The following is a 15,396-nucleotide window of genomic DNA, read 5'->3' on the forward strand; positions in this document are numbered from 1 at the left end:
TCCAAATAAATTGTGCCTGTGCCATGGATTTTGTAAATTGCGTCATAAATTTGAGGAATAGCTTATGTTTGATAAATTATTTGCGGCGCAGCAAAAAGCTGAAGAGGTGAAAAAGCGTTTAGATAGCATTTCTGTTTTTGGAGAAACAGAAGGAGGTAAAGTGAGGGTTGTCGCTTCGGCTAGTAAAGAAATACGAGAAGTTACTATTGACGACGAATTTCTGAAGCAGCTCGATGACAAAGAGGAGCTAGAGGAATTGTTAGTCGTTGCATTGAACAAAGCTCTGCAGCAGGCAGAAAACGTTAGCCAAGCGGAGATGCAAGTGGTATCGCAAGATTTACTAGGTGGTCTCGGGGGCTTAGGCAACTTATTCGGTGGTAATAAATAGAATCACGTAAGGTTCGCAGTCTGACACAAAATGAAGAAATATGGAAGTTACTTATTATGGACAATCATGTGTAGCGTTTGATTTTAAGGGCAGCAAGGTGTTATTGGACCCTTTTATTACTTATAATTCCTTGGCTAAAGATATCGATATCAATATCCTTAAACCTGATTATATTTTCTTAACGCATTGCCATCAGGATCATGTCGCAGATTTAAAAAATATACAGTCGAATAGCGGTGCCACCGTCGTGGCCATCGTCGAGACGGCGGCATGGGTAAGGAAGCAGGGGGTGCCGGACGACAAGGTCATTGAATATAATTTTGGCGGAACGCTTTCTTTACCTTTTGGGAGGGTCAAAATGGTTTATGCTTTGCATACGAATAGTACACCTGAAGGAGATTACGCCGGTATGCCTGCGGGTTATGTATTTTTCGTCGACGATACAAAAATTTATTTTCAGGGGACACGGCTTTGACGTTGGAGATGAAGCTGCTGGAGGACTTAGGGCTAGATTGGGCTTTTTTTCCAATCGGAGGGTATTATACAATGGACGTTGATGACGCTATTAAGGCTGCTCAATTTGTGAATTGCAGGAATATCATTGGGATCCATTACAATACTTTTCCGCCTATTCGTGTTGATACGGAAGAAGCGACGCAACGTTTTGAAGCAAATGGGCTGCATTTATATTTGCCGAAAATTGGTGAATCAATGACACTCTAACTGTAGAGACGCATATTGCGTCTCTACAAGATTGCTTGCCTACCGACTCTTCGCCGTTCTATCGATATGGTAACTTACTAAGTCATCTATAGGCGAACGTATTATTTTACCCACTTCCATGTCATAACGCGTAGCTGTCTCTTCTAAAACATTACGGAAATTATAGGCTACAGAGCCAATACAGTTAAAAGTATACTTTTGATAATCGGGGTATTTACTCACTAAATTCTTAAAGAATGTGTCGAAAGCCTCTTCCACTATGCTGCGGGTATACTCCATATTGACATTGTTGTCGTACACAAATTTACTAAAACTGGCACAGAACCGGTTGGCTAGGGGTTTTGTATAGACGTTGTCCATAATTTCATCAGGCGTAAGTTTATATGTTTCAAAAAACAGCGTCTCCACCGCTTTCGGCATCAACCCACGAATAAAGTCCGTTAATAATTTCTTTCCTATATAACTTCCACTTCCTTCATCTCCGAGTATATATGCAGCAGAGTCAATGTTATACGTGATTTTCTCCCCATCATAAATACAAGTATTTGTACCCGTTCCCAAAATTGCGGCAAAACCGGCCTGGTCTGCCAATAACGCACGTGCAGCTGCAAGCAAGTCGTGACCAACCTCTACCTTGGCGTTTGGGAATACTTTCTGCATTGCCACTTCTACGATTTTAGTCTTCTCTTCGTTATGTACGCCTGCTCCGTAATAGTTTACTTCGGTAACCTTTTCGAAAGGTAAATCACTGGGTAGTCCTTTTTTTAACGAATTAACAATATATTCACTGTCGACAAAATAGGGATTGTAGCCCTCTGTGTTGAAGTATATCTTTTTGTTTGAGTCATCTAACAAACACCAGTTTGTTTTTGTCGATCCTCCGTCCGCAATGATTATCATTATAGATTTGGTTTTATTGTGTTATGTTTTTGTTGCTAATTTATTTTTGTGTTTTTTACTAATGCTTGCCCGAAAATACGTGTTTATGTTTAAAAACAAGAATTTTAGATTTAAAAAAATGAAACGATACGATAAAATGACTGCATTTTTTTTGTAAAAAACCACTTTATAGCGTCGTTAACGCGGTTTTTTTATGGTTTATTTTTTTTAGCAGCTTAGTGTATTTTGTACAATATGTTCTCTGGTGATTAGAAAAATCTCTTTTTCGTTTAGTCGGTTAAAACAATTTTGGATTATGGGCGTTATAATAGTGGTCGTTGCGGGATTTAACGTCTCAGCTCGTTAAGAATGGACATTCTAAAAAAAATATTTTACAAATTTTCTTTGAATATACAAATGTTATGTTATTTTTGTGCCAATTCTCAGATTTATCCTAGAGAGGGGGCGAATAGCTTACATTAATTAATAGAGTTATGTACCCCTATCATGTTTTTAGCACATCTAAAAAATAATAAAATAGCATTTGCTAGAAATGGAATTTGGATGAATTCAACAAAATAAAAATCCTATATCTCATAGTAAAAAGTTAATGGATATTAATGCACTAAACACCAAACTCGTGTCAGAGTTACGCGAGATTGCAAAAGTATTGGGCATCACTGATGCTGATAAATTGCGAAAACAGGAATTGATTGACCGTATTACTGTTATAGCGAAGCAATCTGCCGAAGATGACGATCAAGAAGAAAAATCGGTCGAGGCCCCTGCCGCGGAAAGAGCGAGAAAGCGAGTCAGGACGTTAAAAACGGAGCCTGTGGCAATAGCCAAGCGGACATCTGATTCTACAAAAGCAGATGACGTCTCGTCAGCGGAACTGCAGTCTGAAACCAGCGGAACAAGTGAACAAGAATCAGTCGCCACCTCTAGAGTGGAAAGCTCGTCTCCGGTACTGCCAACAGATTTTGACAATGTTATCGTTAATGAAGGCGTATTGGAAATTATGCCGGACGGCTACGGTTTTCTGCGCTCATCAGATTACAATTACTTAACATCTCCGGATGATATCTATGTTTCCCAATCTCAGATTAAGTTATTTGGGTTGAAAACTGGGGATAATGTACGTGGTTCTATCCGCCCGCCAAAAGAAGGGGAGAAATATTTTCCATTGGTTCGAGTAGAATCGATCAATGGTCAAAACCCAGCAGAGATTCGAGATCGGGTACCGTTCGATTATCTGACGCCATTGTTCCCAGATGAAAAGCTCAACCTTGACTTGGGAGCAGGCAACCATTCAACTCGCATTATGGATCTCTTTACCCCTATTGGTAAAGGTCAGCGTGGATTGATCGTGGCTCAACCCAAAACAGGTAAGACAAATCTATTAAAAGAAGTCGCGAACGCGATTGCCAAGAATCATCCTGAAGTTTATTTGATTATTTTGTTGATTGATGAACGCCCGGAAGAGGTAACTGATATGGCGAGAAGCGTACGTGCCGAAGTGATTTCGTCAACCTTCGATGAGCCTGCGGATCGTCACGTTAAGATTGCAAATATCGTGTTGGAGAAGGCGAAACGTATGGTAGAATGTGGACATGATGTTGTTATCTTATTAGATTCCATCACGCGTTTGGCTCGTGCTTATAACACCGTCGCCCCTGCTTCGGGGAAAATCCTATCAGGTGGAGTAGATGCAAATGCTTTACACAGACCAAAACGTTTCTTTGGAGCAGCGCGTAACATCGAGAGGGGCGGGTCGCTGACAATCTTGGCGACTGCATTGACAGATACTGGCTCAAAAATGGACGATGTGATTTTTGAAGAATTTAAAGGTACGGGTAACATGGAGCTTCAGCTTGACCGTAAGTTGGCAAATAAGCGAATTTTCCCAGCTATCGATTTGACAGCTTCGAGTACGCGCCGTGATGACCTGCTCGTAGATCGCGACACATTGCAACGCATGTGGGTGCTACGTAACCATTTAGCAGACATGAACTCTACGGAGTCGATGGAATTCTTGTTAACGCAAATGCGAGGAACGAGATCAAATGAGGAATTTTTAATTAGCATGAATAGCTAATTCCTTTGATATTTTTTATTTTTAAGCCATCTTCTGCGTTCAGGGGATGGCTTAAATTTTTTGTAATTCTAATGAGAAAACATATACCCAATACGTTAACTTGTCTCAATCTTTTCAGTGGTTGTATAGGTATCCTATTTGTATTAAAGGGAGAATTTCTATTCGCATTCTACTGTGTTGTTGCATCAGGGATATTTGATTTTCTTGATGGAATGGTGGCCCGGCTGCTTGGTGTTAAATCAACTATAGGGAAAGAGTTAGATTCTTTGGCCGATGTGATAAGCTTTGGTTTTTTGCCGGGGGCAGTATTGTATAAATTGTTAGAGGTGTCTACGGGTCATATTTACCTGCCGTATTTAGGATTTGTGATCACCGCATTTTCTGCACTGCGATTAGCCAAGTTTAATGTTGATGAACGACAAACGTCCGAATTTATAGGGCTTAACACCCCCATGAATACTTTCTTTATTATGTCCTTACCTTTTATTGGTGAGGTGCACCCGGCTTGGATATATCAGCCGTGGGTATTGCTTGTTATCGTGGCAATCGTCAGTTTCCTATTGATATCCGAAATCCGTTTATTTAGTATGAAGTTATCCTCACTGATGTGGAGTGAAAATAAGTTTAGATATATTTTCCTGTTTATCAGTATCGTTCTTCTATTCGCTCTCCAATTTTTGGCTTTGCCACTTATTTTGCTTTCCTATTTTATTTTCTCTCAATTGCATTTTAAGGTACAAAGACAGCAAGATAAATACAGGTGATGTGTTGCTCTGGGTGGTTACAACCTATTCCGGTAGTCGGCGATTTCCTGCAGTAGTGTTGCTATCTCCTTTTCGATATCGGAGAACAAAACATGGATATATGAATTCTCAGCGCCATTTTTTCCGGCATGCTCCAGCTGTTGTAGTTTTTCTCGCAAGGTTTGAGCCCCAATATATTCCATTGTCGGTTTTATATGATGAGCTTTGTTCGCTACTTCAACGGGTAGCGCCGATGTAACAGCTTCCTTTAATGCTTGTAAATCAATCGGTATCTGTTCTTGGTATAGATCAAGAAATTGTTTGATCAACGCTTCGTCGTTCATTAGATTTTCTTGGATAAGCGAAGGGTTAATCAGCTTGTATCGCATTGTTGTCGTTTGGATTATAAGGATGTACAGTTAAGTTATCTTCGCATTGCGCTAACAGGTCATTTGTTGTTATCCCTAATTTCGGATGCTTAAAAAAGGGAGCAACTTCCGCAAGTGGAACTAACACAAATCGCCGATCAGGCATATATGGATGAGGAACAATTAAACGTTCGTGTTGAATGCAGTCGTGGTTAAAATACAAAATGTCAATGTCGATTACCCTGGCTCCCCATTTCGATATGCGTATGCGCCCTAGATCATTTTCGATGGCTTGCACCTTGTCCAGGACATCCAAGGGCGAAAGTGAAGTCGATATTAATGCCACTTGATTAAGGAACTTAGGCTGATCTGTCACCCCCCATGCTTCCGATTCGTATAGCGACGAACAAGCCTCTATCTTTCCTACTTGGCTTTCAATCTTTTCAAGAGCCTTTGCTAATTGCATAGTGGGGTTGCCCAAGTTTGCACCTAATAACAAAAAAACCTTGTTCATAACTTAAAGATAAAGCTAATCTATTTAAATTTCGAATTCTTCAAAAGAAACCTCTAAATTAGAGACGTAAAACAAAGAATAATTATGAAATCTTTTTTTAAATACGTCTTAGCGACTATCACAGGAACGATCATCGTTTTTGCTATTTTATTTATGGTGATGATTGGATTTATCACAGCTACGTTCAGTAATATGGGATCGAAAGAGGAGGTCTATGTTCCGTCAAGCGCGGTACTCTACGTTTCGTTAGATCACGATATTCCTGAACGTACATCACCAAATCCCTGGGAGAGTATGAGCCTGCCCGGATATGGCGAGATGAAATCGCTCGGATTAAACGATATTATTTCCCGTATCGCGGCAGCAAAAGAAGACGATCGTATAAAAGGGATATATCTCAATCCTACGTATGTTAATACTGGTATGGCGAGTTTGAAAGAAATTCGGGATGCGTTAGTTGATTTTAAATCCTCCGGTAAGTTTATTGTGGCGCATAGTGATCTCTATACACAAAAAGCATATTATATAGCATCGGTAGCCGACGAACTCTATATGAATCCTGAAGGTTCCCTGGAGTTTAAAGGACTTTCTGCCTCGGTCATGTTTATGAAAGAAGCGTTGGATAAATTGGGCGTGGAGATGCAGGTGGTTAAGGTAGGTACCTATAAATCGGCTGTTGAACCTTTTATTCTGAATGAGATGAGTAGTGCCAATAGGGAACAGATGACAGCCTATTTGGGGAGCATGTATAGTGCGTTCCTGGAAAACGTGTCGGAAGGAAGGCAGATTTCGATCGATACCCTTAAAAATATTGCGAATAACTTTTTGATAAGAAATGCTGATGATGCTGTACAATATAAATTTATCGATGGTAAATGTTATAAAGACGAAGTGCTCTCCAAGTTAAAAGAGCGTTTGGAGGTAGATGAAAAAAAGGACGTTCCTGCGGTTTCCTTGTTAGATTATAATAAAGACGGAAAAACGGAAACAAAAGGTGATCGTGTAGCCGTGCTGTATGCGTATGGAGATATCGTTGACGGTGAAGGTACGGAGGGCAGAATAGGCGGTGATAAGCTTTCTCGGGAACTTCGGAAACTACGTCGTGACGATCGCGTGAAAGCCGTGGTGTTACGGGTGAATTCTCCCGGTGGTTCTGCACTGGCGTCGGACATTATTGCCCGCGAGGTGGAGTTAACGAAGAAAGTAAAGCCTATCATGGTTTCCATGGGTGACTACGCTGCTTCCGGAGGATATTATATTTCTGCCTTGGCCGATTCCATTTTTGCAGAGAAGGAAACACTTACCGGTTCCATAGGTGTATTTGGTTTGATCCCTAATCTGCAAGGACTGTTCAATAATAAACTGGGGATTCATATGGATGAAGTCAAAACAGGCAAATTTTCGGATATGCTGACTTCGTTTGACCGCCCGTTAACGGAAGAAGAGACAGTCGTTATGCAGGCTGAAGTAGATCGAGTTTATAATACATTTACAGGCAAAGTGGCAACAGGCCGAAACATGGACGTATCCGCTGTGGATAGTATTGGACAAGGTAGAGTGTGGACGGGAAGCCAGGCGTTGGAACATGGATTGGTAGATGGTATCGGGAACCTCAATCGGGCTATACAGGCTGCGGCAGCAAAAGCGAAATTGAAAGATTACAGTGTTCGGTATTATCCAACACAGAAAGATCCCTTCGCGGAATTATTTAGTACATCCAAAGAGCGGATAAAGATGTGGATGTTGGACGACGAGTTGGGTGAATACAGACAGCATATTGAGCAACTTCGTATAGTATTGAAATCGTCTGGCATACAGGCTCGTATTCCGTATAGGGTTGAAATTAGATAAATAGGTGTAAGTATTCTTACTTTTTTCTATATTTAGCCGACGGTTTAAACCGCGCACTATAAAACATAAATAAAAAGACATATATGAAGACTATTGATGATTTAAATTTCTCTGGTAAAAAGGCATTGGTTCGAGTAGATTTTAATGTGCCTTTGGATGAGAATTTTAATATAACAGATGATAACCGTATACAAGGGGCAGCTCCTACCATCAAAAAGATTTTAGCTGATGGAGGTGCTGTTGTATTGATGTCTCATTTGGGACGCCCAAAAGAAGGGCCTACGGACAAGTATTCATTAAAGCACATTGTTGGACATTTATCAAACGTATTAGGTGTTGATGTACAGTTTGCTAATGACTGTGTAGGAGAGGAGGCTATTCAAAAAAGTGCGGTGCTAAAGGGAGGGGAAGTGCTCCTTTTGGAGAACTTACGCTTTTATAAAGAAGAAGAAAAGGGAGACGTTGGGTTTGCTGAAAAGCTGGCAAAACTGGGTGATGTGTATGTGAACGATGCTTTTGGTACCGCACATCGTGCGCATGCGTCTACAGCGATTATTGCACAATTTTTCCTTAATAACAAATATGCGGGATATTTAATGGCGGCGGAGATAAGTAATGCGGAGAAAGTCATGAACAAGCCGGAGCGCCCCTTCACAGCTATTATGGGGGGAGCGAAGGTATCAGATAAAATCCAGTTGATTGAGTCTCTTTTAGACAAAGTAGATAATTTGATTATTGGCGGAGGAATGGCATATACGTTCGTAAAAGCCCGAGGAGGAGAGATTGGAAAATCCCTAGTCGAGTTGGATAAATTGGATCTAGCCAACGAATTGGTGAAGAAGGCAGATGAAAAAGGGGTGAATTTGGTACTTCCTACGGACGCACAGATTGCTGATAGATTCGCAAATGACGCGGAAACCTACAATGGACCGAATGATGAAATCCCGGCTGATAGGGAAGGACTGGATATCGGATCGGAATCTTCTGCGCATTTTGCGGAGGTTATCAGCGCTTCCAATACCCTGTTGTGGAACGGGCCTATGGGTGTTTTTGAGTTCGATACATTTGCCAAGGGAACGAAAGCGGTTGCTGACGCTGTAGTAAAAGCTACAGAGCGCGGCGCTTTTTCGCTTATCGGTGGTGGTGATTCGGCTGCTGCGGTGTCTAAGTTTGGCATGACCGAGCATGTCAGTTATGTCAGTACAGGTGGAGGTGCTTTACTAGAATATATGGAGGGTAAGGTATTACCGGGAGTGAAAGCTTTGGAAGACTAACAATAACATATATCATAATGAAAATAGGGCAGGCTTATTAGTCTGCCCTATTTGTTTAAAGCAGGCAAAGCGGATTGATCTCCTTTATTACAAACCTAATAGATCGGTTACAAAACCAAATATAATTCTCTGGCAACCATTTGCAGAAATGTTATAAAGACATTATTCTTTATATTGAATCAAGGGAGCGCGATTTTTAATATCTGTAGCTAAATCCGAAGGTGGGGACTATTTTGTTAGATGCTGTGTTGTCATTGATGTATGTAAGTCTCGTTGATACATTGATGTCAGGTAGTACGTATCGGAATATGTTTAAGTCGGCCGATAGCCCTATGCCGAAACTTTTGGGAGCGAAACTCTCGTCTACATTTTGGAAATCCGAAAATAACAATCCTTGGAAACGTTTAATGTATGCGAGAGAACCTATGCTCCAATCGGGATAGAAGAGGGGGAGCCTGTAACTTGCCATAGCCGTATTATTGACCATAGGTGAACTAAAGTGCCCCCACCCGGAAACCATCGGGATATCATATGTTCCTATATATATACCGTTGTTCTTTTGTGCTGCAAGCCGCAATTGTAAGCTATGATTCGGCCACAAGCCCGGAAAATAAAAGTTGGTCCGTAACGATAGCACCTCTCCAGATGAACCTGTGGTAAATGGGCGATGGCGAAAGGTAATGCTGATGTTTTGTCCCCAGCGTGGCGCCAGATCCATCTTGCTTCGCATGCTATTTCTATTGATATATACTTGATAATTCAATGGGAATGCAATAACATCCTGGAAGTTTTGTAGCTGTAAACTGGTATTGTAACGTTTTGTGTAGGATGTACCAAAATTAACACCGTAACTGTATACGATATTGCGCCTGTATATGGAGAGAGGAATCGACATTTCAAAGGTTGCGTGGTGGTCGCGGTAATCAAACATCATGATGTTATTGGGGGCACTTCCGGCTACGGCATTACCGACCATCCCTCTATTCACGTATCGCGCCGTAAATGTGGGGAAATAACGTTTATAGGAGACCTCTGCAGAATAATGACTTTTCGAGATGTTCGGGTCAAATTCATAGCCAAGTTTCACCTGCGTAGTATTTAGTATATCGTTTGATAGCCAAAATATACCGGGAATATAATTGTCAAAATTTTCAAAATTAGTGCCGCTAATAGATAAACTATGGAAATTAATCAAATGCGCGCTAGGGTTGTAGTTTCGAACAATTACAGGAGGAGCGGATTCGTCCGATAAACTGTCTCGTTGGGCACTATTCAGCGTAGGCGAAATATACGGGAGACGAGCCTGGTCAGGCTGCCCCGACAGAATGATTTCTTTTTGAGCAAGTTTATATCCGTTATATTGATAATCATTGTATAGCAGCAATCCATTCGCGGCGATAGAGGGATTGAATGCACCGAAAGCCGCGTTTGTTAATTTATGTTGTCCTGTAGTTTTATTAAGTAGGTAGATATTATCAATACCGTCGACGTGTGCTTTAAAGATAATATCATCATCATAATAAAAAGGACGTTCTAATTGCTGATTTCCCCATGGAAGAAGGAAATCATGTTCTTTCGTTCTTAGGTTAAATTCAACTAAATTTGTGCCCTGTTCCGCAACTGCGATTGCTACAATTTTTTCACCGGAGGCATGATATTTTGGTTGCTGTACATGCATTCCGTGGGGCATGACAACGCTATCCAGTATACTGCCGGTTTTTGAATCTAGCATAATCAATCTGCTTATATTTGCTGGATTTACTTCAATTGCGAGTATTTCATCCCGTTCGGGATGAAATGCAGGAGAGTAATAGCGGGTTGCTTTCGTAAGCGTCTTGGTTCGTCCGGTTTTTGTATTATATATATTGATTACATTGTATGTCTCTTTACCAAACCGAGCGTGTTTACGATATTCGTCCCAAACGATTTCATCGTTTCGAAGATGAAAATAAGGCGTTATTTGTATGCCCGTTTTGACGATACCGGTCTCATTCCCCAAACTATCCAAACGTTTGATTTCATTAACGGCGGTTGGAGACGATTTAAGTACATATATGTCTTGGCTTCCATTCATTTGCGGTAATAAATAATCGCTGGGATATCGGCTATTTTTCGTGGGCAAATTGGGGTCATCTGGTGAAATTGGCGATTCTTGTTCCCATTTTTCCGCCAGCTCCCTAATGGTATTGTTGAAGATACCCGTCGGTTTCTCGCCCGATATGTGTTTGACTGCTCGACGAAAGTTGAAGGGACGGAGTAATTTTCCGCATACATCTGTCATTATTTTCTCGTGACTGGCGATGCCATGATGATTGGTTAAATAACTGCTCATGAAAAAACCAATGGTGTAATACGATGGCACATTATCCTTAATGGAGCCCAATACGTACTTATTGAAATCATACGATTTTCCGGAAAGTATATTGGCGCGGATGGGCATTTCCCATGAAGGTAACCGTCCTCTTCCGCCGTTGCTATATATGGTTTCCGTCTGCACAGCGTCCCCTTCAAAATACCAAGCAGGCACGTTCAAACCGTAGAGAGCGAAGGCGAGCTGTTCGAAAAAAGGAGCTTTTAACTTTCCTGCCACTTTGTCAAACTGGGCTACGTGTCGAAGCTCGTGAAGTGCTAGATTTGGAAGCCATTCCTGGTTGTCAGCGGAGGAGGAGGGGACGGGAAATAATTCGGATTTTCGAGGAGCAAGTTGCACAAAACCGTTTTGGGCGAGATGGTTCCCTTGTAAAACGAGGGTTATTTTTGGGGGATAAACCTTTAGGTTTTCACGACTTTCACGCTGCATTTTTGAAAGTTGATCAGCAAGTCTTCTTGCTGCAGTTTCAAACGCTTTTGGGAAGATCAGCCGAAAATTTTCTGTATCAATCTGTTGCCATTTAATAGCAGAATGTGCTTGGTCATTGTCGATAATTTGACCATTTAATATATATGAACTGTTTAATAATATGAATAATGATAATATGCTGATAAATAAATGTTTGTTCATATTTTTATACTGGACTATGGGTTGATGCTAATATTGTTAGTTTGTTTTTGTGGCTACGTATGTACCATTTGTTTTTATAGAGGTATTTAACATGTTGATATATATTGTTATATGATCTGTATTAGCAATAAGTGTTTATTGATATAAAGTGTGTTTTCTCGGCGGTCATTAGTGGCCGAGATATCAACAGAAATATATTACTTTTTGATACTGTAGTTCTTTCTCTCCGCAAGATAGGATAAAATTTTAAATTAATTACGGTTGATGGTGCTGTTCTGTCAGCCACAAAAAACTATAAAGTATCGTGAAAAAAAAGATGCTAGTAGAAACCGTCATAGTTAAAGCTGCGATGGACTGAATTTTGCATAGGTGCTCTCAATCCCGTAATAGCAATGTGTTACTGTCCACCGCACATTTTGGGGAAAGAAGAATATCTAATGAAGAGAGTAAAAACAATAATTTGTTGATGACATATTGTCATTTTCGGTTGTCACCTAAATGGGTTTGCTAGCGGTTAAGAATAAACATTTCAGATAAAAAAGTATTAGTTATTTCCAATTAAAAAGGCGACTTTTGCTCCGACAAAATTAATTGAATACCAATGTAGGATATATTAAAATAGGAGCTTATGGAAGAATTAGAATTGCAGATAGAGCTTATTGAAAAGTGGATTGACTCCGGTGATATCTCCCAACTGCAAGATTTTCTAAACGAGCAGAACATCTCAGATGTCGAAGAATTAATCGACGGACTTCCAGAGCATGCAGCCCTATTTATAGAGACTCTCAATATAAACCGAGCTGTCCGCGTTTTTGGTATATTGGATTTTCCGACCCAAGAGCGGATATTCAAAAAGTTGTCAGCCAGTAAGGCTCGTGAGCTAATCAACGAGATGCCTCCAGATGACCGTACGTCTTTCTTTAGCGAGTTAAAGGGCGATGTGGTAAAGCAACTGATTATTCTGCTATCTCCAGATGAGCGAAAAGAAGCCTTGTCCCTGCTCGGATATCCGGAAGATAGTGTGGGCCGATTGATGACACCGGATTATATCACGGTAAAACCCCATTGGAATATTACTCGAGTGTTGGAGCACGTGCGGCGTTATGGTAACGCGTCTGAGACGATTGATGTGCTATATGTTATTGATGGTGAAGGGCGTTTGATGGATGACATCCGTATTCGGGATATTCTTATTTCAGATCTGGAGACAAAAGTCGAGGATCTAATCGATAATCGCTTAATATCACTGCATGCTGACGATCCACAGGAGGAAGCAGTCAATGTGTTCCGGATGAATAACAGAGTTGCTCTTCCTGTCGTGGATGAGCAGGATATTATGCTGGGAATTGTAACGATAGATGACATCCTCTGGGTAGCCAACGAAGAATATACGGAGGATATGCAACGTATCGGGGGTACCGAAGCATTAGATGAACCTTATTTGGATGTGTCAATATTCCATCTCGTCAAGAAACGGGGAGGATGGTTGATCGTACTCTTTCTTGGACAGCTCCTAACTTTTAATGTGCTGGAGCATTATGAAGATCGGCTCTCCACCATTCTGGTCTTGTTAATGCCCGTTATCATGTCAAGTGGGGGGAATAGTGGTTCTCAAGCGTCTACATTGATTATCCAAGCAATGGCGATGGGGGAGGTCACTTTAAGAGATTGGTGGCGCGTCATGCGTCGGGAAATTTTTTCTGGACTCTTTTTGGGACTTATTTTGGGTACACTCGGTTTTGCCCGGATTTCTGTCCACCAAGCTTTCAGCGGTGCTTACGGTGATATCTGGGTATTATATGCTTTAGCAATAGCGTTTTCCTTGGTTGGTGTTGTGATGTGGGGATCATTAATTGGCGCGATGCTGCCATTTGTGTTAAGGCGGTTCGGTGCCGATCCTGCAAGTTCATCAGCGCCATTTGTATCGACATTAGTGGATGTTACGGGGTTAATCATTTATTTCACGATTGCTACTGTTATACTCGGCGACGTTATCTTTTAAAAAATCTTCTTGGATGTGAGTGAGTTGTGTTTTTATCGCTTAAAATATTTGCAGAGTTCAGCGAAACTTCCGATAATTGCACCACAGACGGGAACGATGCTACTTTAAAGCTGATTTTAGCGGATGGAGATCGCGGAGTATCCTGTACATTAAAAGACTAATAATTCCTCAGTAGCTCAGCAGGTTAGAGCATCTGACTGTTAATCAGAGGGTCGCTGGTTCGAGCCCAGCCTGAGGAGCAAAGCCACGGATACCGTGGCTTTTTTATTTGAGTCAAATAATTTTTTTTATTTTTTTTGAATATTAGAAACGAAGGTGTATCTTTGTGTCACTTTAGAAAAGCGGGTAGAACTGCACGCTAAAGTGGGAAATTCCTGAATAGCTCAGCAGGTTAGAGCATCTGACTGTTAATCAGAGGGTCGCTGGTTCGAGCCCAGCTTCAGGAGCAAAATAGAAGCCATTTTTCGATAAGAAAAATGGCTTTTTCGTTTTAAGTATAGCATGTGCTGGATAATAAGACGGGTTGTTATTTCTAATGCATTCTTATACCTTTGTATCGTTATTGCGGACCTATTAGTAAAAAAATGAATATGAGTTTAGTAATCGTAGGTACGGTGGCTTTTGATGCCATTGAAACACCTTTCGGAAAAACCGATAAAATTGTGGGGGGTGCGGCTACGTTCGCGGGGCTAGCGGCATCCTACCTATACAATAAAGTGAAATTAGTTTCTGTCATCGGAGAAGATTTTGGGTGCGAAAATTTGGATATCCTCAAATCGAAAGGTATCGATATAGACGGCGTGGAGATAGTGGAAGGAGGCAAATCTTTTTTTTGGTCCGGGAAGTATCACAACGATATGAATAGCAGGGACACATTGACGACCGAGTTGAACGTTTTGGCGGATTTCGACCCCAAACTCCCTGATTCTTATCAAGACTGCGACTACTTGTTGTTGGGCAATTTAACCCCCCAGGTACAGATGACCGTCTTAAACCGTTTGCAAAAAAAACCGAAATTGGTCGTGTTGGATACGATGAACTTTTGGATGGACGTAGCGTTGGAAGACCTGAAAGCGGTGCTGAAAAAAATTGACGTTTTGACTATCAACGATGCTGAAGCGCGTCAACTTTCTGGCGAATACTCATTGGTAAAAGCGGCTCGGATTATTATGGAAATGGGGCCCAAATACCTCATTATTAAAAAAGGAGAACATGGGGCTTTGTTGTTCGGTGAAGAGCAAACATTTTCTGCTCCCGCGTTGCCGCTATCCGACGTCTTTGACCCGACGGGGGCAGGTGATGCGTTTGCTGGTGGTTTTATAGGGTATATGGCAAAAGTGAAATCGATTAATTTCACCAATATGAAAAATGCGGTTATTTACGGCTCGGCGTTAGCTTCTTTCTGTGTAGAAAAGTTCGGTACCGAACAATTACAACAATTGTCGACAAATGATATTCGTGATCGAATCCAGCGGTTTATTACACTGTCTAGATTTGAATTGATTAACTGAAGATAATATCTATGAAAAATGCCCAACCGGGCATTTTTCATAGA

The 15,396-nt window shown here is 41.1% G+C and carries 13 protein-coding genes and 2 tRNA genes; 11 read left to right on the forward strand and 4 right to left on the reverse strand.

Going from position 1 to position 15,396, the window contains the following annotated elements; all coding sequences use genetic code 11:
- Nucleotides 1-64 precede the first annotated feature (64 nt).
- From C5745_RS14555 to C5745_RS20655, 3 genes are read left to right on the forward strand one after another with little or no spacing between them, the layout of a single operon-like run.
- The gene (locus tag C5745_RS14555; RefSeq protein WP_105717739.1) at nt 65-388 is read left to right on the forward strand and encodes a YbaB/EbfC family nucleoid-associated protein; all 324 of its coding nucleotides are present in this window, start codon (nt 65-67) and stop codon (nt 386-388) included.
- Nucleotides 389-428: 40 nt separating this feature from the next.
- The gene (locus C5745_RS20650) at nt 429-863 is read left to right on the forward strand and encodes an MBL fold metallo-hydrolase (protein WP_243403357.1); all 435 of its coding nucleotides are present in this window, start codon (nt 429-431) and stop codon (nt 861-863) included.
- Between the two features lie 8 nt (nt 864-871).
- A complete protein-coding gene (locus C5745_RS20655; RefSeq protein WP_243403358.1) occupies nt 872-1,111 on the forward strand; it encodes an MBL fold metallo-hydrolase in 240 nt (79 codons plus the stop codon).
- A 39-nt stretch (nt 1,112-1,150) separates the two neighbouring features.
- Here C5745_RS20655 and C5745_RS14565 read toward each other — a convergent pair whose 3' ends face one another.
- Nucleotides 1,151-2,011 (reverse strand): N-acetylglucosamine kinase, encoded by an 861-nt coding sequence (locus C5745_RS14565; RefSeq protein ID WP_105717740.1) that lies wholly within the window; start codon nt 2,009-2,011, stop codon nt 1,151-1,153.
- 589 nt (nt 2,012-2,600) lie between these two features.
- Here C5745_RS14565 and rho point away from each other — a divergent pair.
- Together rho and pssA are read left to right on the forward strand one after the other, a co-directional pair.
- Nucleotides 2,601-4,088 (forward strand): transcription termination factor Rho, encoded by a 1,488-nt coding sequence (gene rho, locus C5745_RS14570; RefSeq protein WP_105717741.1) that lies wholly within the window; start codon nt 2,601-2,603, stop codon nt 4,086-4,088.
- Between the two features lie 71 nt (nt 4,089-4,159).
- Entirely contained in the window at nt 4,160-4,852 is a 693-nt protein-coding gene (gene pssA / locus C5745_RS14575) for a CDP-diacylglycerol--serine O-phosphatidyltransferase (protein ID WP_105717742.1), read from the forward strand.
- Nucleotides 4,853-4,869: 17 nt separating this feature from the next.
- Here pssA and C5745_RS14580 read toward each other — a convergent pair whose 3' ends face one another.
- Both C5745_RS14580 and folK read right to left on the reverse strand, forming a co-directional pair.
- A complete protein-coding gene (locus C5745_RS14580; protein WP_105717743.1) occupies nt 4,870-5,220 on the reverse strand; it encodes an Hpt domain-containing protein in 351 nt (116 codons plus the stop codon).
- Nucleotides 5,201-5,713: a 2-amino-4-hydroxy-6-hydroxymethyldihydropteridine diphosphokinase gene (folK, locus tag C5745_RS14585; RefSeq protein ID WP_105717744.1), complete on the reverse strand. Its 513-nt coding sequence runs from the start codon at nt 5,711-5,713 to the stop codon at nt 5,201-5,203. Before folK ends, C5745_RS14580 begins: the two co-directional genes overlap by 20 nt.
- 84 nt (nt 5,714-5,797) lie before the next feature.
- Here folK and sppA point away from each other — a divergent pair, with 84 nt between their 5' ends.
- Nucleotides 5,798-7,564: a signal peptide peptidase SppA gene (gene sppA / locus C5745_RS14590; protein ID WP_105717745.1), complete on the forward strand. Its 1,767-nt coding sequence runs from the start codon at nt 5,798-5,800 to the stop codon at nt 7,562-7,564.
- 83 nt (nt 7,565-7,647) lie between these two features.
- On the forward strand, nt 7,648-8,838 hold the full coding sequence (locus tag C5745_RS14595; RefSeq protein WP_105717746.1) for a phosphoglycerate kinase: 1,191 nt from the start codon (nt 7,648-7,650) through the stop codon (nt 8,836-8,838).
- Nucleotides 8,839-9,034: 196 nt separating this feature from the next.
- Here C5745_RS14595 and C5745_RS14600 read toward each other — a convergent pair whose 3' ends face one another.
- Nucleotides 9,035-11,839 carry a BamA/TamA family outer membrane protein gene (locus C5745_RS14600; protein WP_243403359.1) on the reverse strand — a complete coding sequence of 935 codons (2,805 nt, stop codon included), beginning with the start codon at nt 11,837-11,839 and terminating at the stop codon, nt 9,035-9,037.
- Between the two features lie 628 nt (nt 11,840-12,467).
- On the opposite strand from C5745_RS14600, the gene mgtE reads away from it, so the two are divergent.
- The 4 genes from mgtE to C5745_RS14620 all read left to right on the forward strand — a co-directional run bounded on the left by mgtE (nt 12,468) and on the right by C5745_RS14620 (nt 15,352).
- The gene (mgtE, locus tag C5745_RS14605; RefSeq protein ID WP_105717747.1) at nt 12,468-13,841 is read left to right on the forward strand and encodes a magnesium transporter; all 1,374 of its coding nucleotides are present in this window, start codon (nt 12,468-12,470) and stop codon (nt 13,839-13,841) included.
- Nucleotides 13,842-14,006: 165 nt separating this feature from the next.
- A tRNA-Asn gene (locus C5745_RS14610) sits at nt 14,007-14,080 on the forward strand.
- Nucleotides 14,081-14,213: 133 nt separating this feature from the next.
- Nucleotides 14,214-14,287, forward strand: a tRNA-Asn gene (locus tag C5745_RS14615).
- Nucleotides 14,288-14,431: 144 nt separating this feature from the next.
- Nucleotides 14,432-15,352, forward strand: coding sequence for a PfkB family carbohydrate kinase (locus C5745_RS14620; RefSeq protein WP_105717803.1), 921 nt, complete (start codon nt 14,432-14,434; stop codon nt 15,350-15,352).
- Nucleotides 15,353-15,396 lie beyond the last annotated feature (44 nt).

The organism is Sphingobacterium haloxyli (genome assembly GCF_002980525.1).
GTDB lineage: Bacteria > Bacteroidota > Bacteroidia > Sphingobacteriales > Sphingobacteriaceae > Sphingobacterium > Sphingobacterium haloxyli.